Source organism: Kribbella sp. NPDC048837, assembly GCF_055586945.1.
The window spans coordinates 673,502-697,305 of record NZ_JBVJHF010000001.1; the positions used below are offsets into that span (position 1 = coordinate 673,502).

Genomic DNA, 23,804 nt, shown 5'->3' on the forward strand with positions numbered 1-23,804 from the left:
ATCTCCGAATCGGCGGGAGAGGGCTGGGAGGAAGCCGTGGCCGAGGGAGTGCCGGCCGGCTGAGCCTGGCTCTGGTTATCGGTACCACCACCGCACGCGGCGACGGCCGTAAGGCAACCGGCCGCCGCGAGCGCGGTGACGAAACGTCGTATTCCACGCAGATTTCTCATGCCCATTGATAGGCGGCCGGGTTACGCCACCGATCACGCCTGGCGTGGCGGTACGAAAACCTGCACAACTCCGTCGGATTCGCGCACATTCAGCTTCGGCAAAGGCGGCAGGGCAACCGGCAGCCGGTGATGCAGAACCGCACCGTCGACGCCGAACGCGGCATTGTGACAAGGACAATTCAGCTGCCGCGTCGGCCCGTCCAGAGCGAGTTTGCAGCCCAGGTGGGTACACACGCCGGACACGGCGTTCAACTGGTCACCGGAGCGGTGCACGAATCCGATGATGCTGCCGACGTCGAACGGCCGTACGGCGCCGTCCGGCAGATCCTTGGCCGCGACGATCCCCCGCCATTCGCCGTTGTCGGGCGTGACCGTCTGCTCGGCGGGATCCGCCGTCACCGCCTCCCCCGCACCGCCCAGCAGCCTCTCGGCAGCGACACCGACCGCGACCGACGCCGCGGAGGCCGCCGCGATCGACGCGACGAACCGGCGCCGGCTGCTGCCGTGCAGCTCCCGCACCGGTGGCGTGTCGTCGTCGAGCTCGGTCCGCAGGCGCTCGCGCAGGGAGTTGACGAACTCGTCGCTCGGGCCGTGGTCCGGCCCGGCGGCACGCAGGGTGATGGCGGTCCGGACCTGTGACTCGTCGGCTTCGTCGGCGGCAAAGGGTTTCGTCCGACGCCGGCTCAGCAGGTCGTCGACGAATCGGCGTACTCCGCGCATCGTCACCCCTCCATTCTGTCTGCGACAGCCGCGGCCTGGCGAAGCGCCCGGTGCTGCAGCACCTTCGCGTTGCCCACGGTCACTCCCAGTTCGATCGCAGCTTCCTTCAACGAGCAGGCCCCGATGAACCGCAACTGCAGGATGCGGCGGTACCGCTCCGGCAGCTCCGCCAGGATCGCCTCCGCCCGGGCGATCGCGCCGCTGTCCTCGGCGTCGTTCACCGGCTCGGTCAGCGCCCAGTCCTCCTCGAGCCGGGTGATCTGGCGCCCCAGCGTCCGCCGCCAGTACCCCGCGAGCACCGTCCGCGCGGTGGCGAGCAGGTACGCCCGGACCTCGCCGATGCTCGCCGTCAGCTGCAACGGCTTCAGCGCGGTCACGAAGACCTCGGCGGTCAGGTCCTCGGCGTCCGGCCGGTTGCCCACCTTGGTGAACATCAGCCGGTAGACCCGGTCCACGTTGTCGTTGTAGACAGCCTCCCAGTCGGCGTAGCTGTCGTCGGTCACCACGTGCAGACGAATCGGCGCGGCCGCGGCCGCATCCGGCTTCCGTTCAGCCTCGGGTTTCCGCCGCCCCCACGATCTTTGTCCCGCCACCCGTCACCGTCACCTTCACACGTCAGGACCGACACAGAACCACACCCGTAATAGGTGCCGGGGTTACACGAACCCTGCGTGTAACCCGCCTGTCTATCCCGTTGGTGACCATCGAATCCTCTCTGTGGAGTCATCGTGACATCTCCAGTCTCACGTCGCGGCCTGCTGATCGCCGGTGGCACGACCGCCGCGGCCGTAGCCGTCGCAGCGACGAACACCAGCTTCGCTGCCGCTCAGACGGCTGCCCGCGTCCCGTCCCTCGAACCGACCAGACAGGTCCGGGCGGGTGCTGACGTAGTGATCGCGTGGAACCAGACCCTGCTCCGGATCGTCCGCACGGCAGGCTTGCAGCCGCCCACGGTCCACCCGACCCGGAGCTTCGCGATACTGCATGCCGCGATCCACAACGCCGTGGTCGCCACCACCGGGAAGGGTACGCCGTACCTCTTCGCCGTACGTGCGGCTTCGGGGGCATCGCCGATCGCCGCGGCAGCCCAGGCGGGGCACGACGTTCTCGTCGCGTTGTATCCGGCCGAGTCCGCAAATCTGGGCCGGCAACTCGAAGCCGAACTGGCCGACGCCGGGCCGGCACACGCCCGGGAAACGGGCATCGCCGCGGGCCGCCTGACCGCTCGGCTGCTGCTCGACCTACGCAGCCACGACGGGTCGTCGGCCGTTCCGCCGCCACTGGACCCAGGCACCGAACCCGGGCAGTACCGGCCGACGCCACCCGCCAACGCTCCCGCGGTGTTCACGCACTGGCCGGACGTCACGCCGTTCCTGATCAAGCGCGCCGGCCGCTTCCGGCCCGAGGCGTACCCGGACCTCGGCAGTCGCCGGTACGCCGCGGCGATCAACGAGGTCAAGCGACTGGGCCGGAACAGCAGCACCAGCCGGGACGGCGACCAGACCGAGCAGGCGAACTTCTGGGCGGCACCGATCTGGAACTACTGGAACGAGATCACCCAGACCGCTCTGCGCACCGAACGCTACGACCTCGCCGGCGCCGCCCGGGTCTTCGCGCACCTCAACCTGGTGCTGGCCGACGCCGTCATCGCGTTCTACGACGCCAAGTACCACTTCCGCATCTGGCGGCCGATCACCGCGATCCGGCTCGCGGATGCCGACGGCAACCATTCCACCACGGCGGATGCTGCCTGGACGCCACTGGCCAACACGCCGGCCGACCCCTCCTACCCGGGTGCGCACAGCGTGGTCTCCCAGGCAGCCGCCACCTTGCTCGGTCAGGAGTTCGATCCGCGGTTGCGGCTCACGGTCACCTCCGAGCTGCTTCCCGGTGTGACGCGGACGTTCCGGTCGCTGCAGGCGGTCGCGGACGAGGCCGGACTCAGCCGCATCTACGCCGGCATCCACACCAGGCTCGACCACTACGCCGGTCAGACCCTCGGCCACGAGCTGGCCCGCTCGGTGTTCGGCTGAGCCGAGAGCTCCTTTCCGATCTCGGCCTGAAGTCCGGAGCGGAACGATGGGTGAACGGCGCTCGAACTCTCGAGACGTTCACCCATCGGTCGTATGTGTAGGTGTTTCCCGGCGTAGATCAGGCCGGCTGGTAGACGCAGCGGACGCCGGTGTAGACGCTCTCCGCCAGATGCGCGCCCACTGCCGGGGCGACGTGTTCGATCCGCAGGATCGCTCGGCGGATGGCCTTGCCGACGGCGACGCGGGCCCGTTCCTGATTGTCGGCAAAGGTCCGCGCTCGTCCACTCAGGCCCGATGCGGTGGCGAGCTCACGCAGCAGCCAGTCCATCTCGACCTGGAGCGCGGCGGCCCTGCCCTGGTCCCCCAGCGCGTCGAGCCGTCCCGCCACAGCGCGGAGTTCGTCGAGTTTGCGCCGGTAGCTCCCAACGGCATCAGGATCCAGGAGAACCTGAACCGACTCGGTGTGCCGGCGGGATGACATCCCGAGCGCGTTGACGCCACCGGCGAGCTCGATGGACGGGATCTCTCGCAGCGGATTCGCGAGCAGCACCGCGACATGCAGCATGCCGACCAGGTGACCGACAACCACCGATTCCCCCGCGTACGTGACTTTCCAGCCGCGTCCGTGCCGCATACATTCAGCCAACTGAGGACGAGCCGCGGCGTCCGGTACGGCGTACTGCTCGAGCACTTCTCCCCCCTTTGCCGTGGTCAGGCACCACCAACCAATCAATAGGCGCTGTGGTTACAGCAGCTCTCGCTCGAACCAGTGGTGCGCGTACGGCTCGTCGTTGAACGCGTCGACCTCGACGAAACCGGCCGCCTCGTAGAGCTTCCGGGCCTCCGCGAGCGCGTGGTTGGTCTCCAGCCTCAGCACGCGCATCCCGCGTAAGGACGCTTCCTGAGTGAGGCTTTCGAGCAGCCGGCGCCCCAGGCCGAGCCCGCGGACACTCTGGGAAACCCACATCCGCTTGACCTCGGCGATGCCGGTGTCGTCGTGGAGCTTCAGTGCGCCGCAGCCGACCGGCGAGCCCTCCACCGAGGCGACCAGCAGCAGCCCCGCGGGCAACGTCATCTCGTCGTCACTCGCCGAGATGCTCTGCGACGGATCGAAGCCCGTATCGAAGCGGCGGCCCAGCTCCTCGAAGTAGGACCGCAGACAGTAGCGGGCTTCCGGGCGGCGAGGATCGGTGATCTCGATGCGCACCAGCGAGGCGAGGACCAGCCTCTCCACCTCGGACATCGCGGCCACGAGACGTTCTCGCTGCCCCGCCGAGAGCGGCTCCAGCATCGACTCCGCAAGCTCGTCGGAGGATCGATCCAGCAGCGCGCGCTCCGCCTGGCCGGCGGCCGTGAGTCGCACCGTCCGCACCCTCCCGTCCTGGTCATCCGGGTCGGTGGACACCAGACCCTGTGACTCCAGGAGTCGCAGTTGCCGGCTCACATAACCGGAGTCCAGACCCAGCCGAGCACGCAGCGCGCGGACCTCCGACCCGTCGGGCTTGATCTCCCACAACAGCCGCGAGAGCCCGAGCGAGCGTTCACGCGAGAGATACGCATCCTCGAGCGCCCCGATCCGCTGCGTGATGACCCGGTTGAACCGCCGCACGGCGGCTATCTGATCCCGCATTCTCTGACCATAGTCAGACAATCCCGCCTCGAGCAAGTACGGGCATCTGATGGTGGCCGGTGGCCTCGACGAAAGCATTCCGCAAACGGTGCAGGACACGTTCCAGACAGTTGCCCCCGGCACGCACCCTGCCGTGTCGTCCTGGGTGATCGCGGGACTGGTGCTGGGGTCGACACCTTCGGGTTCCTGCATCGGGCGGCACTCTCCGTGGCGGCAGGTGTACTCCGCCCCCAGCTCGCGCAGGCTGCCGGCGCCGTGACGGGTTTCTGTCACGCCGGATCGTGCCAGGCCCGAGCTGGAGCCAGGCCCGTCGCCGGCGGTCATGATCGGGGAGTCCATCCATTCATCGCCGTTCATGTCCCGGGACGGCGAGCACGGAAGAGTGAACCCCGCAATGACGTCTGTGACCTGCCCTCCTGCGGCGCTGGCCATCCACCGGAAGATCAACCGGACGGCGACGCCGTATCCGAGGGACAGCAGCATGCAGGAGCGATTCGAGCACTGGGCCGCCCGTCGACCCGACGCACCTGCGGTCGTCCAGGGCGATCGTCAACTCAGCTACCACGAGCTGAACGGCCTGGCCAACGGCCTCGCCCGCGACCTCCGTGCTGAGGGCATCGGGCCGGGTGCGAGCGTCGGAGTGTGCGTACGTCGCTCGCCCGAGATGCTGGTCTCGCTCCTCGGCATCTTGAAGTGCGGTGGGACGTTCGTACCGCTGGACGGCGAATGGCCGGGCGAACGATTTCGGCACGTCATCGCCGATGCCGGCTGCGCCTGGGTGCTCAGCGACCAACCTGAGCAGATCGCCGAACGATTCGAGGACGTCGAGGCACGCCTGCTTCCACTCGACGGACGGACGCTGGTTGCCTGCGGCACCAATCCGCCATCCGCCTCGACCGCCGACAGCATCGCGTGCGTCTACTACACCTCAGGCTCGACAGGCCGCCCCAAGGGCGTGCCGATCCTGCACAGAGGGATCAACCGGACGGCGTTCTTCACTGCTTTCGGGCCGGTGGACGAACGCAGCCGCATCCTCCAGCTGGGATCCCTCACGTTCGACATGGCCACCTCTGAGATCTGGGGCGCGCTGCTCAGTGGTGGAACCTTGGTGATGTATCCCGCCGAGCCGGTCGGCCTGTCCCGGTTGGCAGAGGTCATCCGGACCGGGCGCGTCAACCTCGTGGCCCTTCCGACATCCTTGTTCAACCTGATCGTCGACGAGGCCCCCGAGGTTCTCGATCCCGTCGCGACCATGACCGTCGGTGGGGAGGCGCAATCGCACCGGCACATGGCCAAAGCGCTGCGCGCTTACGGGCCGGGGCGCGTGTTCAACCTCTACGGACCGACCGAGTCCACGTGTGTGGCGACGTGTTACCCGGTCGACGACCTGCCGGGCGACGACATGCCATTCCCGATCGGCCGTCCCCTTGAGAACACTCGCCTCTACGTGCTCTCCGACGATGCGCGGCGGCTGTGCGAGCCGGGCGAGACCGGAGAGCTCTGCCTGGCGGGCGACGGTCTGGCGGCCGGATACCTGGGTCTGCCCGACCTCACCAGGGAGAAGTTCGTCCATCGCGATATCGCGGGCGTACGGGAACGCCTGTACCGCACCGGCGACCGCGGCTACCTCCTGTCCAGTGGCGACGTGGTTTTCACCGGCCGTCGAGACGAACAGGTGAAGGTCAACGGGTTCCGGGTCGAGCTCGGTGAGGTAAGGCACCACCTCGACGGCCATCCGGCGGTGAAGCAATGCTTCGTGACGGTGAGCGATGGCGACGATCACCGGTCGTTGGTGGCCTTCGTCGTTCCGAACACCACGGACATCACCGAGGAGGACCTTCGCGAGCACCTGGTGACGACGCTGCCCCGCTACATGGTCCCGGCGCGGATCCACTTCCGCGGCGACCTCCCGCTGACGTCCCACGGCAAGGTCGACCGGCAGGCTCTGCACGCGTCACGCGAGCCCAGACCGATGCAAGGAGTGCTTCCCCGTGCGTGATCTGACCAACCTGAACGAGAGCTCATCCGTGATGACCACCACTGAGGCGGCCCTCGCGGAGATGTGGCGGCATGTGCTCAACCGGTCCGACGTCCAAGCTTCCGACGACTTCTTCAAGCTCGGTGGTACTTCGCTCACCGCCATCAGACTGCTGCACCGCGTCGAGCTCGCATTCGGCCCGGAGACCCTTTCCTTCGACACTCTCAGCAGGCACCCCGAGCTGGCGACCATGGCGAAGGCTGTCGACGAAGCTACGAAGCGGCCGGCAGACCGGCGCGTTGCCGCGCCCGAGGTCGACGTCCATGCCCCGTTCGCGCTGACGCCGACGCAGCAGGCGTACTGGGTCGGCAGGGCGGACGATCAGCCGCTGGGAGGGGTCGGCTCCCACGTCTACTTCGAATTCGATGCCCACGACATCGATCCGGACCGGCTGCAAGCCGCCGTACGCACCGTGGTGAGCAGACACGGCATGCTCCGGGCGCGGTTCCTCCCGGACGGCCGCCAGCAGATCATGCCCGAATCCCCGTGGTCCGAGCTCGCGGTGCACGACCTGCGCGGGAAGGACACAGCGAAGGTCGAGTCAGGCCTGACCGGGATCCGTGAGACGTTGTCACACCGCCGGCTGGACGTCGAGCACGGCCAGGTCTTCGACCTCCAGCTCACCCTGGCTGACGGCGGATTCTCCAGGATCCACTGCGAGTTCGACCTCCTGGTCGCGGACGGGCGGAGCGTGCAGGTGATCCTGGACGACCTCAGTCACCTCTACAGCAACCCCGAGGAGACTCTTCCACCGGTCGGCCACGAGTTCCCGCAGTACCTCGCGGACCGGCGCGCCCGGATGGCCGCCGAGCGGCGAGTCGACGAGGAGTACTGGCGCAACCTGCTCCCGGACCTGCCCGGTCCGCCCGACATCCCGCTCGCCAGGGCACCCGAGCACATCCACCGCCCGCGCTTCAGCCGGCGGTCCCACGCCATGGCGCCGGCGGACTGGCAGCGTTTCGAGACTCGCGCCCGATCGTACGGCGTGACCCCGGCCGTAGCGCTGGCCACGGCCTACGCCGAGGTGCTCGGCCGGTGGAGCAACGAACCCCGGTTCCTGCTCAACCTGCCGCACTTCGGCCGGCGCATCACCCACCCAGCAGTGCCGAACATGGTCGGCGACTTCTCCAACATCGTTCTGCTCCCCATCGACCTGTCCGCCGAGTCGACGTTCGGCGACCGGGCCCTGGCGGTTCAGCAGAGCCTCCGGGCGAACGAGGCTCACGAGGAGTACTACGGCGTCGAGGTGTTGCGCGACCTCGCACAACGCAACTCCGTCTACGGGAACCCGGCGCCGATCGTCTTCTCCTACAACGTGTTCGACGCGTTCGGCAGCGACATGGTGACCGACCATTTCCGCAAGTACTTCGGCGATCTCGGGTACATGATCACCCAGACGCCGCAGGTGTGGCTGGACCACCAGGTCTTCTCCCACGAGGATCGTGTCGATCTGGTGTGGGACGCGGTCGACGGCTTGTTCGAGTCCGGCATCGTCGATGACGCCTTCGCCGCCTACATCCGGCTGGTGAGCGACCTTGCGGCCGACGAGACGGCGTGGTCCCGGCCGGTGGAGACCGCACTGCCGGAACATCAGCGGGTACGGCGGGAGGCGATCAACGCCACTGCCGTACCCCGGGCCGAGACCCTGCTCCACGAACGGTTCTTCGATCGTGCCACCGTCCATCCGGACCGGCCGGCCTTGTACCGGAGCGATGGGGCGACGATCTCGTACGGCGAGCTGGCGGATTCCGCGCTGAGGATCGCCGCGTCGCTGGGCCAGCTCGGTGTCGGCTCCTCTGAGATCGTCGCGGTCGTGCTGCCCAAGGGCCATGAAGAAATCGCGGCCGTCCTGGGGGTGCTCGCCGCGGGTGCGGCGTACGTCGCCATTGGCGCCGACGCCCCGCCGGATCGGCAACGGCAGATCCTGGAACGTGCGGGCGTCCGCTTCGCGGTGACCGCCGACGGCGGCCCCGGGATACCGGACTGGCAGGGCAAGGTTCGGGTATTGACCTGCGCCGAAGCTGTCAGTGCCGACCCGCTGCGCCATCCGGTACGCCGTACCTCGGACAGCCTCGCGTACCTGATCTTCACCTCCGGCTCGACCGGCCGCCCGAAAGGGGTCGAGGTGTCGCACCGGGCCGCGGTCAACACGATCGACTGGGTCAACGAGCGCTACGGCGTTGGCGAAGGCGACCGAGCACTGGCGCTGACCTCCCTGGACTTCGACCTCTCCGTCTACGACACCTTCGGTCCGCTCTCCGTCGGCGCCGCCCTGGTGGTCGTGAACGAGGAGCAGCGCCGGGACGTCGACGCGTGGCGGGAGCTGGTGGACGACTATCAGGTCACCATCTGGAACTCCGTTCCCTCGTCGATGGATGCGCTGCTGTCACGGTCACGCCACCTGCCCCCGAGTCTGCGACTGGCCCTGCTATCCGGTGACTGGATCCCGCTGGATCTGCCCGGACGGCTGGCAGCGTCGAGCGAGGGCCGCTGCCGGCTGATCGCCCTGGGAGGGCCGACGGAGACGGCCATCTGGTCGAACGTGTTCGAGGTGGAAGACGTGCAGGCGGACTGGACCTCGATCCCGTACGGGTTCCCGTTGAGCAACCAGCGCCACCGGGTGGTGGACGCTCGCGGAAGGGACTGTCCCGACTGGCTGGCGGGTGAGCTCTGGGTCGGCGGTGTCTGCTTGGCCGACGGCTACCGCGGTGATCCGGAACTGACCGCCGAACGGTTCGTGTGGCACGGCGGGCAACGCTGGTATAAGACCGGTGACCTCGTGCGCTACCGGCCGGGCGGCGTTCTGGAAATCCTCGGTCGCACCGATTTCCAGGTGAAGATCAACGGCTTCCGCATCGAGCTGGGCGAGATCGACGCCGCTCTGCACGACCACCCGGAGATCGATCGGAGTACGACGGTGGCCATCGGACCACGGGGTGCGCAGCGGCTCGTCAGCTTCGTGATTCCGACGTACGTCACCGTCGATCTCGACGCTGTGCGGTCCTCCCTGGCTGCCCGGTTGCCGATCTACGCGATCCCGAGTCACTTCTTCGTCATCGACGAGCTGCCGCTCACGACCAACGGCAAGGTCGACCGGATGACCTTGGCGGGCTGGGCATCGGAACCCACCGGGACGAGTCCGATCTCCGACGAGCCGCCGAGGGCCGGCCTGGAGGAGACCATCGCCCGTCAGTGGGAGCTAGTGCTGGGCACCCAGGTCGAGCGCCGGTCCGACAACTTCTTCACGCTCGGTGGCAACAGCCTGCTCGCAGCGCAGGTGACCCAGTCGCTGCGCGACAGCCTGCACAGCCGCCTCGGCCTGCGCGACCTGTACTCGGCACCGACGGTGGCCGCCTTGGCGGCGTTCCTGGCCGACGAGCGCGACAGCCGGAGTGGAAGGGACGGGTTGCCATGACGTCCGACAGCCAGGAAGCGCTGAAGCTCCTCGCCACGGCCGACGGCCGGCGCGATCCGTACCCGCTCTACCACCGCCTCCGGGAACACCCGCCGGTCTACGACGAGCGGCACCAGGCAACCGTCGTCGTCCGGTACGCCGACTGCGTGCAGGCGTTGTCCGGTCGAGCGTTCGGCCGACCGGACGCAGCGTGGGTGAAACGCCGCATCCCCACCTGGGAGACCCACCCCGCCGTCCGCTGCCTGATGCAGACGATGCAGTTCGGCGACGCGGAGTCCCACCCGCGGCGCCGTGGGGTGGTCAACAGGTTCTTCACGAAACGACGGGTCGCGTCGCACGTCGCCGCGGAGTCGGCGACCGTGGACGCCTTGACCGACGAGCTCGTGGCGGAGATCGCGGACTGTGGCGAGGCAGATGTCCAGGACGTGCTGTCGTACCGGCTGCCCAGCATCAGCATCGCCCGGGTGCTGGGGCTTCCCGAGCACGAGATCGCCGGATTCCGGTCCCATTCGCTCGCCCTCGCCAACCTGCTGGAACCGCAACTGTCCGAACAGGACCTCGCCGAAGCCGACCGGAGTTTCCAGGACCTGCTGGAGTACTTCGAGCACGTCATCGAGGCGTGCCGCCGCGATCCCAGCGAGAATCTCGCCACGCACCTGGTGCGGGTCCACGACACCGATCCGGAGATCCTCTCCGAGGACGAGCTCACCTCGATGTTCACCTCGATCTTCGTCGCGGGGACGATGAACACCAGCAACTTCATCGGCAACGGGGTCGCGGCGCTGCTGGACTCCCCCGGCACGATCGCCCGGCTGCGCGAGGAGCCGGACCTCATCCGAACCGCGATGACCGAGATCCTCCGCTACGACGCCCCCATGCAGGTCACCCGGCGGATCACCGTGGCCGCCACGGAGCTGGGCGGTGCCACGCTGCCAGCCGGCGCGGAACTCGCCATCGTCCTCGGTTCCGCCAACCGCGATCCGAGCGTCTACGCCGCCCCGGACACCTTCCTGGTCGGCAGGCCCGGTCCGCCACCCCTCAGCTTCGGGGGTGGGCCCTTCTACTGCATCGGCGCGGCCATGGCACAGGAGGAGGGCGCCCTCATCTTCACCAAGCTCGTCTCCCAACTGCCCGGGCTCCGCGCCGGCGGGACCGCGGAGCACAACCTTCGTTCGGTGCTGCGGGGCTTCCTGCACCTGCCGGTCACCGCGGACGTCGCCCAGAGGGGCTGAACCGTCGTCCGCGCAGCCCCCTCACCTTCTTGGAGCCACCATGACAACCTCACCTCCCTGGCGGCAGAACCTGCGGCTACTGGCCTCCCATCCCGACGTCCGCGCCAGAATCGTCTGCATCCCACCCGCCGGCGGGGGCGCGAGCTTCTTCCACCCGTGGGCCGCCGACATCCCGCCGGGCATCGAGCTGTGGGCGGTTCAACTCCCCGGCCGTGAGGACCGGCTGGAAGATCCCCCGCTCACCGACCTTCTCCTGGCCGCCCGCCGGGTGGCAACCGCCCTGCAGTGGCTCGTCGACCGCCCGTACGTCCTCTTCGGACACAGCATGGGCGCTCTTGTCGGCTACGAGGCGGCCCGCATCCTGGCAGCCCAGCGCATCCCGGGGCCCGTGCACCTCTTCGCCTCCGGCTGCACGCCCCCTGACCGTCACGTCCCGAACGACCAGGCCCTCGGCAGTCCTCAACAAGTCGTCGACGAACTGCGCCGGATCGGCTTCTCCTCCGACGCGCTCGACGACCCCGAGACCCGCGCCGTAGTCATCCCCGCGATCCAGAACGATCTGCGCATGTTCTACGCGTACACCCACCGCCCCGGCCAGCAACTCACCTGCCCCATCACCGTCCTCCAGGGCGGCGAGGACCCTCACGTACCAGCAACGGATTCACCGGGCTGGAGCCGCCACACCAGCGCCCCCGTGAGAACCGGCGTCCTCCCCGGGGACCACTACTACCTCCTCGACAACCACCCAGAAATCATCACCCAGATCAACGCCACGCTGACCAGCTCCACCTGACAGTCCAGTCGCTCACCGCGCGCCCCATCCAGGTCAGTGCTCTGGGAAGCAGGCAGCGACGGCCAAGCCGTCCACGAAGTCGTTCATCTCGTGGCCGGAATGGCCCTTGACCCACTGGAAAGCCACATCCCCGCGCTTCATCACCAGCGCCACCAAGGGCTCCCAGAGGTCCCTGTTGGCGACCGGCTTCTTCGCTGAGGTGAGCCAGCCTCGCTCGAGCCAACCCGTGTGCCACCCGTCGCGGAAGCAGTTGACGACGTACGTCGAATCCGACACGACCAGCAGCGGACCGTCGTTGGCCCGCACGGCCTCGAGGGCGGCACGGATCTCCATCCGCTGGTTCGTGGAGGCAGCCTCGTGACCAGCGGCATACTCGGTCGTCGACAGCGCCCACGCCCAGCCTCCGGGTCCAGGGTTGCCCGAGCAGGCACCGTCGGTGAACACCGTACGCGCGCCGACGGGAACTGCCATGTCGGCCGGGCGAGGACGGCGGGCGCGGACTGGAGACATCAGAGCGAAACCCTACTACGCCGGCGCATCCCCAGCACGAGAGCAATCAGTGCAGTGCGACCGTGAGCAGGAGGACGGACGATTCCAAGGCTTCGACGTCGTGGCGCTGCGGCGGCACCGCGACCAGATCACCTGGACCGAGCTCGACCTCAGTGTCACCCGCACGGAGCCGGACACGGCCACGGAGGCAGAGCAGCGAGGCATCCCCGGGACTCTTGTGCTCACCCATCACCCGACCTGCGGCAAGCGCCATGAGCGTCTGCCGCAGACGGGCACCGGGCCGGCCGTAGACCGTGACCGAGCTGCGCCCGCTCTCGGCCGACGCTGCCTTGGCAAGCCGCTCAGCAGCCAGATCGTCGATCGACGAGACATCCATCCGTCGATGATCGCACGGCGAGAGCCTGAACGACGGTGCACAAGGTCACGGCCGGAGCGCGGTGTTGCCCGCGTCCGCTCACGAAACCATCAAGGAACGGGCCGATCGGTCGCCAGGTGGCTGAGCGTGAGCTCCATCCGGGCGGCAAGAGCCTGGGCGTCGAGGGACGCCGGGTCGGTGGCCAGACCGATGCCGAGCGATCCGGCCCAGCTCAGCGCGCCCAACGCGAGCGGGGCTCCCGGTGCGAGGGGCAGGATCGGGTACACCCGAGCGATGCGGACCCCTGCCATCGACAGCGGCACCGGCGAGCCGCGCAGGTTCGAGACGATCGCGTGCAGGAAGCGGCGGCCGTACACAGTTCTCGCGAACCACGCGGCCGCGGGCTCGGGCAGTGCGCGCAAACCCCTCGCCAGGACGAACCGCGACGCCGCAGCCCGGCTCGGAGTACGCAGGCGAGCAGTACGGCGACCGACCTCGGCGATCAGTCCCTCGATCGGGCGGCCATCGATCGGCAGATCGACCATCACCGCCGCGGTGCCGTTGGTCTCGGCGGCGGTACCGGGGCCGCGCACCGTCTGCGGAACCCCGACCCGCAGCCGGCCTCCGAGCCGGGTGCTGAGTTCAGGGTGGGTACTCGCTATTGCCTCGGCGACGAGCGCGAGAACGACATCGGTCACCCGCACCTGCCGGGTGGAGGCGGCTCGGCAGACGGCGGCAAGATCGAGGTCAGCGGTGGCGAAGTCGCGCCGTGCCGACGTGGCCAACTGCCCGCCCGCTCCCCCGTCGGTGGCCAATTGTGCAAGCCCCACGATCGTTGCCGCGGTCAACCGAACGTGTCCTCGCGCAGGAGCCGGCGGGCTCGGAAGTTCGATCCGGGGACGGAGGAGGTTCAGCGCCTGCATCACCGCTCCGTTTCCATCAGCAACGGCATGGTGCAGGAGAAGAATCATCGCCGTCCGGCCAACGCCGCCGAATGAGAGGTGAGTCGAGGACTGCTCTGACCCGGTATCGCGCACCATCACGATCTGCCACAGCGGCCGGTCTCGAGGCATCGGGGTCTCGGCAAGCTCGGCGACGATCCGCCGCAGGCCGTCCTGGCCGTCGGGACAGCGGCGTACGCTGATGTGCGATGTCCAGTCGACAACGGGAACGTCGACCCAGCGGGCTCGGTGCCAGCGTGTCGCGGGCTCGAGCCGTTGGCGGAAGCGGGGCAGCCTCTCGAGCTCGTGCCGGACGACGTCGCGCACGCGCTCGACGGACAGGGCCGCCTCGTCGCTGGTCGGCTCGAACATCACCAGACCACCCAGGTGCTGCGCCGCGCCGACGGCCTCGACGTGGAGGAAGAACGCGTCGCATGACGGCACGACCAATCCAGGATGCGAGGCGCGATCGCCGGCCCGCCCCGCGGCTACGGCTGCGCGGGACAAAGGACGACTGAGCCAGTTGGCGCTCGTGGTTCCTCCAGCGGGGTGCGGTCTCCATTCTCGCCCCATGCGCGGACTAAGGTGGGCCGATGAACAAGCAGACCGCTCAGGACTGGCTCGACCGGTACGTCGAGGCGTGGATGTCCTACGATCCGGGCGACATTTCAAGGCTGTTCAGCGAGGACGTCGCATACCGCTACCACCCGTATGACGAGCCGGTCACCGGTCGGGACGCCGTCGTCGCATCCTGGCTCGGACAGAGTGCGTCGGGCGACGCCTCCACCCGCGACGCGCCCGGCACCTACGAGGCCGAGTACTCTCCGGTCGCCGTCGACGGTGACACCGTGGTGGCCACCGGCGTTTCGCAGTACCGCGAAGTGCCCAACGGACCCGTCGTCCGCACCTACGAGAACTGCTTCATCATGCACTTCGACGGCGAAGGACGCTGCCGTGAGTTCACCGAGTACTACCTCCGCCGCCCCTGAACGCTCCGGCCTGTTGGCAAACGAGTCTGGACGGGCCGCTGTCGTGTTCGCTCGGGGATCGGGCGCACCAAGGTAGGACCAGACCCGGAAGATGAGCCGGGAACGGATCTTTGGGTTCATCTCGTGGCGCGACCATCCCTCGTAGTTTGGCGGGACAGGTGATGGTCGTTCGGACGCGGGAGGTGACAGTGAGCCGGATCCTGGTTGCCGATCGACCGTCTCCGATGGTGGAAGCGGTCAGAGCTGCGATCTCGGGGGAAGCGGACCTGGAGCTCGACCTCGCGTTCGGCACCGACGTCGAGTTGATGCTGTGCGTAGCCGAGGCCGCGGCCGATCTCGTGGTCGTTTCGATGTCGGATCGCACCGCTCCCCCGCTCGTCGAGCGGCTGCTCGACGAACATCCGGAACTCACCGTCGTGGCGCTCGACGTGGATCGCGCCGAGGCCTTGGTCCAGACGGTGGCAGCCGATGCAGATCTGATCGAGCACCTGTCCGGGCGGCGACTCGGCGAGGTACTCCGATCCGCGGCGAGGTGACCAGTCATGCCGCAGGAGGGATGAGGGAATGCCGGACACCAGCTACCCCTATTTACGCGATGCGCTCGACGATCGGTTCTCGGGCCTGACCGATGCCGAGCTGGACTCGGTGTTCACGACGGCCTTCGGAGACGACGTGACACCGCTCGAGTACGAAGAGTTCTTCGCCGGCCTGGGCAAGGCTTTCTCGAACTTCGCGCAACAGGCCGCACCGGTCGCCGCGACCGCGTTGCAGGGCGGCCTCGAAGGCGGGATGCAAGGCATGAGATACGGCCCGTACGGCGCCCTCGTGGGAGCGCTGGCGGGAGGTACGGGCGCCGCCCTGCAGAAGCACACGACGGGAACCGGCCGAGATGTCGGGTCCGTCATCAGCGGCGTCGTCAACCTTGCCGGCGGAGGCGGACTTCCCGGAGCCACGAGGCCGGTCCTCCCCCGGCCCGGGCCCCGGCTGCGGCCCCGGCCTCGGCCACGCCTGCTCCGGCGACCGATCAGCTGTTGAGGCTGCTCGGCAGACCGGAGATGGTGCAGGCGCTCGCGGCGCTCCTCGGCGGCCAGAACGCAGCCATCCCCGCCGGGCCGTCAGGCACCCCCGTACCGGCCAACGCGTACGCCGGAGTCCTGTCGGCCCTGGCCCGGGAGTCGGAGGCCGAGGCCGCGAGCTGGGACGAGGCCGTCGTCGTGCCGGGTTACCTGATCGACTCGGCTGGTCAATTGGCGGCGGATCCGGACGACCCGCACCAGCGTTCGCAACGCGTGCTGGAACTGCTGACCGGATCTCCCCGTGAAGAGGACGAAGCCTTCGAGGAGGACTTCCCCGAAGACCTCGATGCCTACGACGAGTACGACGTCGTCCTGAGGTGAGCGTGATGGTCGCAACCGACGTCCTGGAACTGCTGAAGCAGCAACTCGCGAGCGGGCAGAGCCTCGAACAGAGCGTGAAGGAGCTGGCCCAGGCGGATCCCGAGCTGGCGCCCGTGGTCCAGCTGATCTCCCAGCGCGAGACGGAGATGCAACAGGGCCTCGAACAGGACGAACTGGAGGCCGAACAGGACCAACGGGACCTCGAGCAGGAAGCCGAGCGCCGAGAGCAGGTCGCTGCGGTCCGGCTCCAGTTCGACGAGCTCACCGGCGAGCTGGAGGCGTTGCGAAGCCGATGCCTGGAACTGGCCGGTGCGTTGGGCGCGTGCCCGGCGTGCTTCGGCGACGACCAGGACTGCAGTTGGTGCCGAGGCCGCGGCCGGCCCGGCTTCATGCCTCCGGAGCCGAGTCTGTTCGACCGGCTCGTCATACCCGCCGTCAAACTGCAGGTTCGCCTGCAAGGGCGACCCGCCGCGGCGGGTCGCGGCAGCACCGATGAGAGGGGTGCTCAGTGAACGGATACACAGAAGACCTGGACTCGTTGCTCGAGAGCCTGGACTACGAGGCGTTCGAGGAGGCCGCTCCGGCGCGCCGTACCCTCGTCCGGACGCCGACCCGCCAGAGCAGCTTCATGCCACGTCAGACGACCACGCCCGCCAGCCAGACCCAGGTGCAGAGCGCGGCCCGCAATCTCGACAGCAAGATCGAGACCCTCAGTACGGCGGTTCAGGCGCTGGAGAATCGGACCAACATCCTGTCCACGGGTCAGGATCGCCAAGTCGCGCTGGTACGACGGGAAGTGGCCGACCGCCGGAAGTCGACGGACGCGATCCGTTCCGACCTCCAGCAGACCAAGATGCTGGCGGTCCTGCTTCCGCTGTTGACGCAGGAGTCGATCGCGGCGACGGACGACAGTGGAAACAGCGTCAGGGTGCTCACCCAGTCATCGAACCAGTTGGGCATCCTCCTGCCGTTGTTGCTCCTGATGCCGGGGTACGGCGGCGGTGGCGACAGCAAGGGCGGATTCATGGGAGGCGGCGACTCCACCATGATGCTGTTGCTGCTCTTCGTGCTGCTCGGCCGGAAGTGAGGAGGCGCGGCCATGACGGTGACGAGCCTCGTGATCGGCAGCGGTGCCGGCGGCGGACTGGTCGGCGTACCCAACGTCCAAGGCCTGCAGCAGGCCATCGCCGAAGCCAAGCTGCGTGACTTCGATCTGGTTCCCAAGGTCCAGACCATCGAGGCCGAAGGGACCGAGGGCACGGTCTTCAGCCAGAATCCGGCGGCCAACACCGCGAGACCCAAGAAGACCGTCGTCACGCTGCTGATCATCAAGGCACCGGTCATCCCGCCGAACCTCGATCAGCAGCTGACCGACATCGAGAACGCTGTCACGACCATCGGTACGTCGGTCGGCCAAGTGGCAACCGCGGTTGCGGGCGTGGGAACTCAGGTCACCGGGGTCGACGGGAAACTCGACAGCATCGTCGCCACCTTGAGCGACCTCGGCACCAAGGCGGACACCATCGGCACGAAGATCGACGGTATCGACGCCAAGCTCGACGGCGTCACCGCCAAGGTCGACGGGCTCGACGGCAAGGTGGACGGCGTCGCCGGCAGCGTGACCGGTCTGGTGACCACAGCGGGCGAGATCGCTACCGCTGTGGCTGCTGTGGAAACCGACACCGCGGCAGGGACCAGGTTCCAGGCGATCATCGACAAACTCGACGAGGAACCGGAGGTCCGTCAGGGCGCGGGGACGTCGAAGCGGTCCGCGACGAGCCGGGGCGGATCGCGCGGGTGATCCTCGATGGATCCCGCACTGCAGGAGCTCATCCGCGCTGGGGAGCCGGAGGACGAGGTCGCGGTCATTCTCCGCCTCCGGCACCCCGGCGACTCACCCGTCTCCGCGCGCCTTGTCAGCCGCTTCGGTGACATCGCCACCGCGCGAGTAGCCCGGAGTGCGATCCCCGATCTGCGAGCCGAGACCGTGGTCGTCAGCGTCAAGGCACCTCGGGTCTACGCGCCGGATCTCGAGCCGGCGACCAGCGAGGATCCGGCGGATCCGCACGACGACCGGTCCACCGAGCTGGACGCAACCGGTCGCGACGTGGTGATCGCACTCATCGACTGGGGTCTCGACCTCACGCATCCCGACTTCAGGAATCCGGACGGGTCGACGCGAGTACTCGCGCTGTGGGACCAACGGCCGACCACCGACAGCACGGCCCCGAAATACGGCTACGGGCGGATCCTCGACGCGGCTGTCATCGACGAGGCTCTCGAGAGCGACGATCCTGTTCGGACACTCGGGTACGACGCCGCGGACTTCGACTCCGGAAGCGGAGCGCACGGGACCCACACGACGAGCATCGCCGCAGGAAACGGCCGCGGCGGCGGCCCGGTGGGGATGGCGCCGGAGGCCGAGCTCATCTTCGTGAACCTCGGTCGCCGGCCGGCCACTGCCGAGGTCCCCCTGGGTGACTCGGTGGAGCTGCTGGAGGCCCTGGACTTCATCGTGGACACCGCCCAGCAGCGGCCGTGCGTCATCAACCTCAGTCTCGGGCGGCACGCCGGCGAACACACCGGTCACTCGCTCGTCGAGCTGGCCATGGACCAACTCGTGTCGTCGAGATCCGGTCTGGCCATCATCGCGAGCGGCGGCAACTACTTCCGGCGCCGGGCCCACGCGGCATGGCGGCTCCGGCCAGGTTCGGTACGGCGCTTCCGCATCGAAGCCCAACCGGGAGATCTCACGGTCAATCAGGTCGACATCTGGTACCCCGGACGAGATCGCCTCGGTGTCGAGGTCGCGCCGGGGACAGGCCCGGCGTCCGTCGTCCCGCTCGGCTCGAACGGCACGGTGATGGTCGACGGGCACCGGGCGGCGCGGATCTACCACCGCGCCTGCGACCCGAACAACGGGGACAACCAGATCAGCGTCTTCACCGACCCCGGCGTACCGACCGGCGGCTGGGAGATCGCCTTGACCGGACAGGACATCGTGGACGGTCGCGTCCATGCGTGGATCGAACGCGATACCGCCTGCCCGCCCTGTCAGGCCCACCTCGGCGACGACCAGGCCAACCCCCGGACGACGACCGGGACGATCTGCAACGGCTACCGAACCATCACGGTCGGCGCCTACAACGCCCACCGGGAGGACCGGCCGGTCGGTGACTTCAGCAGTTCCGGTCCAACCCGGGACGGCCGGCAGAAACCTGACCTGGTTGCGCCTGGGGTGGTGGTGCTCGGAGCCCGGTCCGGTACGACGAAGGACGACGTACCCCGCTACGTCCGGATGAGCGGCACCAGCATGGCGGCACCGGCGGTGACCGGGACGGTCGCGTTGATGTTCGAGGTGGCCGACCGGCCGCTCGCGATCGACGAGACCCGCCGTGCGCTGCTGTCCAGCTGCGATCTGCCTCCACCAGGTGCGGACCTGTTTCGGCTCGGCAGTGGATACCTCAACCCGCGCCGCGCGCTCGAGGCAGTGCGGGAATCACGTTCCGAGGAGGAAACGGTGTCAGAACCACCTGCGGAGGTCGTCTTCGAACTCCCACCGTCACCTGATCTCTCTGCGTCAGAAGCGGTCGCCGCCGGCTGCCTGCCCGCCACCAAGGTGGCCGTCATCGGGGCCGGCTTCGCCGGTCTGATGGCCGCCTGGACGCTCGAGACGGGTGGCACGAAGGTCACCGTGTTCGAGGCCACCGGCCGACTGGGCGGACGGGTGCGCACCGACCCGACGCTCGCCGCGGGCAAGATCGCCGAGGCGGGCGCCGAGCTGATCGGGGAGAATCACCCGACCTGGTTCCAGCTCGCCCGCCGATTCGGTCTCGAGCTCGAGAAGGTGAGCAAGGAACCCGACTACGAACGGCGAGGCCTCAAGGTCAGGGTTCGGTTGGGCACGAAGGATCTGACCGATGCCCAGCTCGCAGAGGTCGAACGGGAACTGCTACGCGTACGTACGACGATCGCCCGCGAGGCCGCGACAGTCGATGCGCTCCGCCCCTGGACGTCGCCCAACGCGGTCGCCCTGGACCGCAAGTCACTGGCGCAGCGCCTCGACGAACCCGATCTGTTCGGCCCGTCATCCAGCATCCCCCGCAGGTACTTCGAGTTCGTCACCGAGAACGACCAGTGCGCTCCCCTGGCACGACAGAGTTACCTCGGCTACCTGGCGGCCGTTCGCGCCCACATGCTGCCCGGCGATCCACTCGCCTACTGGACCCGCATCGAGACCCACAGGTGCAAGGGGGGCAACGAGCAGCTCGCGACCCATCTGGCCAAGACGCTGCGGGACGTCCGGCTGAACACCCCCGTCACGTCGGTGGAGGTCGGCTCCCGATCGGTTCGGGTCGGCTTCGGCACGCCGGCAGCCTCCGAGGAGTTCGACTACGTCATCCTCACGACCGCGCCGATGGTCTGGCCACGGATCCTGGCCGGTACGCCGTTCCGCGCCGCCGACTACACGATGAGCCACGGACCCTGCGTCAAGTTCCTGAGCGGGGTCTCGCGCCCGTTCTGGGAGGACAAGCACCTCGCACCGCACGGGCTCTGGGACCAGCTGGGCAGCGTCTGGGAGGGTACCGACCATCAGACCGGCGGTCCGGCCGCCTGCCTGTCGGTCTACTCCGGCGGCAGTTTCGTCCTCGATGCGAAGCGGTATCCGGAGCGGCTCGAGGACTTCTACCCCGGGTACGCCGCCCAGCGGCCGCGCACCGTCTTCGCGAACTGGCCGTCCGAACGGTGGGTCGGCACCGGCTACTCGATCCCCGCACCCGGCGAGGTCACCACGATCGCGCCGAACCTCACCAAACCGTTCCAGGGCCGGTTGTTCTTCGCCGGCGAGCAGGCGTCGCCGGGCTTCTACGGCTACATGGAGGGAGCGCTGAGTTCCGGCGTACTCGCGGCCTACCGAATCGCCGGCGCGGTCACGGCCGCCTGCCGCAGCTCCGAGACGGTGGCCGAGGGCAACGAGCTCGAGGAGACCGGTGAGTGGTGGTGGCAGGAGCTTCTGCACGATTCCGGGCTGTCCGCGCGACCGCAACTCGCCGCGACGACGCTCTTCGACGTCTTCGTCTCGGGTGTCGGTGCCGGCCCCGCGGAGTTGCGGCACGCCTTCGACGTGATAGCCGGCCCGAAGACGTCGCTCGGCGCGCTGCGACCAGGCGATCTCGTCGTGAGCCGCGGCCGGGGCAGCCCGTTCGGGAGTGTCGCGGTCATCGCCACTGGCGACCTGCGCCATCGCGGGCAGTTGCACGCCGCCGGGTACCGCACGGACTCTCCCCTGCCGGGGCTCTACGCACACGTGCTCGATCCCCGGTCCCACCCATGGTCCCAGCGCTACGCTCGCCGGGTCGCGGACCCGCAAGGCGTCGTCCCCGGGCACATGCTGGTGCTTCGCCCGACGACGTCGGAGCTGCCGACGGAGACCGTCAAGGGCCCATGCCCCGACGTTCAGGTCCCACCCGCGAACAGGCCGACCGTGCTGCGCGGTGGATCGCAGCACTCCGCAGTACGGGAGATCCAGCGGAAGCTCAACGCCTTCCACGCCTACCGGTTGGCCGCCGGGCTGACCGGCCTCGCCGACGCGCCGCTGGAGGAGGACTGCCAGTACGGCGATCACACGCGAGCGGCCGTCGAGTCGTTCCAGCGATTGGCGTTCCCAACGACACCGGTCGAGGTCGACGGCAGGGTCGGGGCCGACAGCTGGGCACAGCTCGACGCGATCGTTGTCGGTCCGGCTGGCACGGCGCAGGTCGTGGTCGAGGGCCTGTGGTTCGCCGGTCCAGGTGGCGCAGGCACACAGCTGCGCTGGGACGAGGTCATCGGGCTCGACACCCGAACCGTCGACGTACTCGCGACTGCCTCCGGACTGCCGGCTGCGACCATGCCGCCAGAGATCACCGTCGAACTGAAGAGCCGGCCGCCGAACCGCGGAGGTGGAGCTGGGACAGTCGCCACGGCTGTCTCCTGGACCATCCTCTTGGAAGGCCCGGACCCGGCGAACCCCAAGAGGCTGCGCTACCGAGGCAGCCGAGCCATCAGCTCACTCGGACCGCTCCTGGCCGTCGACTCAAGCATGACCGAGCTCGCGACTGTGGTCCGGGCCGGCGGAACCAGCGACGCCGTCTTCCGCTCCCGGCTCGGCGCGACCGTCCGTGGCATCGCGACGCAGCCGCAGACGCTGGGAACCTCGACCGGCGACGAGACTCGCGAGGTGCCCGACGCGATGGCCCTCTTCCGAGCGGGCGGCGTCGAGGTCCTCGAACTCACCGTCCCTGCGCGCACGAACTGGCAGACCGGACGCCCTGTCCGCCGCCTCGTCCGCAGCCCGGCTGACGTCTTCTACTACTCGGGCCACGGCCTGTCCTCGAGCGGGATGCTCGCCATCGAGACCACCGGTGCCGCGTGCGGATCGACGGGTACGTACGCGAACTGGCTCGGACCGACCGAGCTCGCCGCCGCCTGGCCGGCGAGCCTGGATCTCGACGTGCTGATCATCGCCGGGTGTTCGGTCCTGCGGATCGACCTCTCGAAGTCTCCGCCGACCGGGCCAGGACTCGCGTGGAGACGGCTGCTGAACTCGCAGGGCGGGCCGCTCATCGCCCTGCTCGGCTATCAGGGCCAGGCGCCGTGCGACAGCCCGAACGGAGACGCGGTCGCCGCAGCGATGGCGGCCCGGCTGAAGGCGGGATCGTCGGACTTCGTCCGCGACTGGCTGACCGTCAACGGGGACAACAACGCCAACAACGCCATCGCGATGGACAACCGCGGTCTGTGGACGATCGAGACGACGTGGACCGGCGGCTACACCATCCGCGGACCGCTGTCCTTGTCGGGAAGCACGGAATCGGTCGCCGAGACGTCTGACTGGCCCGCGGTTCAGTCGACGGCGGAGGCGAAGCTTCCGGCGCGCATCGGCACCCAGGCAGCGCAGGCCTGGGAAGCCCTGACGCCGATCGCCCCCAGATCGGCACCAGCCCTTTGTCTGGGCGGACTGAAGAATCTCGGCACGCTGCTGCTCGTGCACGATGCCGAGACCGAGATCGATCTCCGTGATTACGGCGGCTACACCGATGCGGATGCGTGGATTCTGGTCCATACCGTCAGTGATCTCATCGAGGCGATCCGTGCGTACGTCGGAACTTGCGGCTACCTCACCGGCATCCACATCGAAGCGCACGGCGGCTGGTCGGGCAACGGCGGATTCCGGATGGGCAACGACACCGACGGCGACGGGCACATCGAGTCCGGCGAAGCCAACGACATGGTCTCGACCACGAGCCAGGCGACGAAGTTCGGGACGATCATCAAGAACGCGCTCGGCCCCGGTCCGTCGTTCGTCTCGATCGCGGCCTGCTCGTCGGCCGGACCCGCCGACATCTTCATCAAGGCCGTGCAGGCCGCGACCGGCGGGATCGTGATCGGATCGGTCGACTCGTGCCGGTCCGGAGGAAACTGGTGGCACAAGGCCTGGTGGGAAGCCGAGAAGGGACGCAGCCAGGTCAACCGCGACGGCTCGATCAGATCCGACAGCACCGACGAAGGCCGCGGTATCTGGCGGCCGTTCTGAGAGCA

The 23,804-nt window shown here is 68.5% G+C and carries 20 protein-coding genes; 13 read left to right on the forward strand and 7 right to left on the reverse strand.

Annotation, left to right across the window (positions count from 1 at the left end; translation table 11 throughout):
* Window positions 1–203 precede the first annotated feature (203 nt).
* Together ACZ6O0_RS03290 and ACZ6O0_RS03295 are read right to left on the reverse strand one after the other, a co-directional pair.
* Complete coding sequence (locus tag ACZ6O0_RS03290; protein ID WP_465764058.1) at window positions 204–890, reverse strand: Rieske (2Fe-2S) protein; 687 nt, start codon at window positions 888–890, stop codon at window positions 204–206.
* 2 nt (window positions 891–892) lie between these two features.
* Window positions 893–1,393: an RNA polymerase sigma factor gene (locus ACZ6O0_RS03295; RefSeq protein WP_465763171.1), complete on the reverse strand. Its 501-nt coding sequence runs from the start codon at window positions 1,391–1,393 to the stop codon at window positions 893–895.
* 225 nt (window positions 1,394–1,618) lie between these two features.
* Between ACZ6O0_RS03295 and ACZ6O0_RS03300 the strand changes: the two genes are divergently transcribed.
* Window positions 1,619–2,923: a vanadium-dependent haloperoxidase gene (locus tag ACZ6O0_RS03300; RefSeq protein ID WP_465763172.1), complete on the forward strand. Its 1,305-nt coding sequence runs from the start codon at window positions 1,619–1,621 to the stop codon at window positions 2,921–2,923.
* Window positions 2,924–3,041: 118 nt separating this feature from the next.
* Here the strand turns inward: ACZ6O0_RS03300 and ACZ6O0_RS03305 are convergent, their stop codons facing one another.
* Together ACZ6O0_RS03305 and ACZ6O0_RS03310 are read right to left on the reverse strand one after the other, a co-directional pair.
* Window positions 3,042–3,614, reverse strand: coding sequence for a hypothetical protein (locus ACZ6O0_RS03305; RefSeq protein ID WP_465763173.1), 573 nt, complete (start codon window positions 3,612–3,614; stop codon window positions 3,042–3,044).
* A gap of 54 nt (window positions 3,615–3,668) precedes the next feature.
* The gene (locus ACZ6O0_RS03310) at window positions 3,669–4,877 is read right to left on the reverse strand and encodes a bifunctional helix-turn-helix transcriptional regulator/GNAT family N-acetyltransferase (protein WP_465763174.1); all 1,209 of its coding nucleotides are present in this window, start codon (window positions 4,875–4,877) and stop codon (window positions 3,669–3,671) included.
* Between the two features lie 157 nt (window positions 4,878–5,034).
* On the opposite strand from ACZ6O0_RS03310, the gene ACZ6O0_RS03315 reads away from it, so the two are divergent.
* Genes ACZ6O0_RS03315 through ACZ6O0_RS03330 form a run of 4 tightly spaced genes read left to right on the forward strand, consistent with a single transcriptional unit; the run spans window position 5,035 to window position 12,031 of the window.
* On the forward strand, window positions 5,035–6,552 hold the full coding sequence (locus tag ACZ6O0_RS03315; RefSeq protein ID WP_465763175.1) for an amino acid adenylation domain-containing protein: 1,518 nt from the start codon (window positions 5,035–5,037) through the stop codon (window positions 6,550–6,552).
* On the forward strand, window positions 6,545–10,006 hold the full coding sequence (locus ACZ6O0_RS03320; protein WP_465763176.1) for a non-ribosomal peptide synthetase: 3,462 nt from the start codon (window positions 6,545–6,547) through the stop codon (window positions 10,004–10,006). The genes ACZ6O0_RS03315 and ACZ6O0_RS03320 overlap by 8 nt, the downstream gene beginning before the upstream one ends.
* Window positions 10,003–11,238: a cytochrome P450 gene (locus ACZ6O0_RS03325; protein WP_465763177.1), complete on the forward strand. Its 1,236-nt coding sequence runs from the start codon at window positions 10,003–10,005 to the stop codon at window positions 11,236–11,238. Before ACZ6O0_RS03320 ends, ACZ6O0_RS03325 begins: the two co-directional genes overlap by 4 nt.
* A 40-nt stretch (window positions 11,239–11,278) precedes the next feature.
* A complete protein-coding gene (locus ACZ6O0_RS03330) occupies window positions 11,279–12,031 on the forward strand; it encodes a thioesterase II family protein (protein WP_465763178.1) in 753 nt (250 codons plus the stop codon).
* Window positions 12,032–12,064: 33 nt separating this feature from the next.
* Here ACZ6O0_RS03330 and ACZ6O0_RS03335 read toward each other — a convergent pair whose 3' ends face one another.
* From ACZ6O0_RS03335 to ACZ6O0_RS03345, 3 genes are all read right to left on the reverse strand, one after another.
* On the reverse strand, window positions 12,065–12,502 hold the full coding sequence (locus ACZ6O0_RS03335; RefSeq protein ID WP_465763179.1) for a ribonuclease H family protein: 438 nt from the start codon (window positions 12,500–12,502) through the stop codon (window positions 12,065–12,067).
* A gap of 85 nt (window positions 12,503–12,587) precedes the next feature.
* On the reverse strand, window positions 12,588–12,917 hold the full coding sequence (locus ACZ6O0_RS03340) for a cupin domain-containing protein (protein ID WP_465763180.1): 330 nt from the start codon (window positions 12,915–12,917) through the stop codon (window positions 12,588–12,590).
* Between the two features lie 89 nt (window positions 12,918–13,006).
* Entirely contained in the window at window positions 13,007–14,281 is a 1,275-nt protein-coding gene (locus ACZ6O0_RS03345) for a wax ester/triacylglycerol synthase domain-containing protein (RefSeq protein WP_465763181.1), read from the reverse strand.
* A 149-nt stretch (window positions 14,282–14,430) separates the two neighbouring features.
* Between ACZ6O0_RS03345 and ACZ6O0_RS03350 the strand changes: the two genes are divergently transcribed.
* From ACZ6O0_RS03350 to ACZ6O0_RS03385, 8 genes are all read left to right on the forward strand, one after another.
* A complete protein-coding gene (locus tag ACZ6O0_RS03350) occupies window positions 14,431–14,826 on the forward strand; it encodes a nuclear transport factor 2 family protein (protein WP_465763182.1) in 396 nt (131 codons plus the stop codon).
* Window positions 14,827–14,987: 161 nt separating this feature from the next.
* Window positions 14,988–15,362: a hypothetical protein gene (locus ACZ6O0_RS03355; RefSeq protein WP_465763183.1), complete on the forward strand. Its 375-nt coding sequence runs from the start codon at window positions 14,988–14,990 to the stop codon at window positions 15,360–15,362.
* 28 nt (window positions 15,363–15,390) lie between these two features.
* Entirely contained in the window at window positions 15,391–15,861 is a 471-nt protein-coding gene (locus ACZ6O0_RS03360; protein WP_465763184.1) for a hypothetical protein, read from the forward strand.
* Between the two features lie 20 nt (window positions 15,862–15,881).
* On the forward strand, window positions 15,882–16,223 hold the full coding sequence (locus ACZ6O0_RS03365; protein WP_465763185.1) for a hypothetical protein: 342 nt from the start codon (window positions 15,882–15,884) through the stop codon (window positions 16,221–16,223).
* Between the two features lie 5 nt (window positions 16,224–16,228).
* A complete protein-coding gene (locus ACZ6O0_RS03370; RefSeq protein WP_465763186.1) occupies window positions 16,229–16,735 on the forward strand; it encodes a hypothetical protein in 507 nt (168 codons plus the stop codon).
* Complete coding sequence (locus ACZ6O0_RS03375) at window positions 16,732–17,310, forward strand: hypothetical protein (RefSeq protein WP_465763187.1); 579 nt, start codon at window positions 16,732–16,734, stop codon at window positions 17,308–17,310. Before ACZ6O0_RS03370 ends, ACZ6O0_RS03375 begins: the two co-directional genes overlap by 4 nt.
* 12 nt (window positions 17,311–17,322) lie before the next feature.
* Entirely contained in the window at window positions 17,323–18,024 is a 702-nt protein-coding gene (locus ACZ6O0_RS03380) for a PASTA domain-containing protein (protein WP_465763188.1), read from the forward strand.
* A gap of 6 nt (window positions 18,025–18,030) precedes the next feature.
* On the forward strand, window positions 18,031–23,799 hold the full coding sequence (locus ACZ6O0_RS03385; RefSeq protein WP_465763189.1) for an FAD-dependent oxidoreductase: 5,769 nt from the start codon (window positions 18,031–18,033) through the stop codon (window positions 23,797–23,799).
* Window positions 23,800–23,804: the final 5 nt, after the last annotated feature.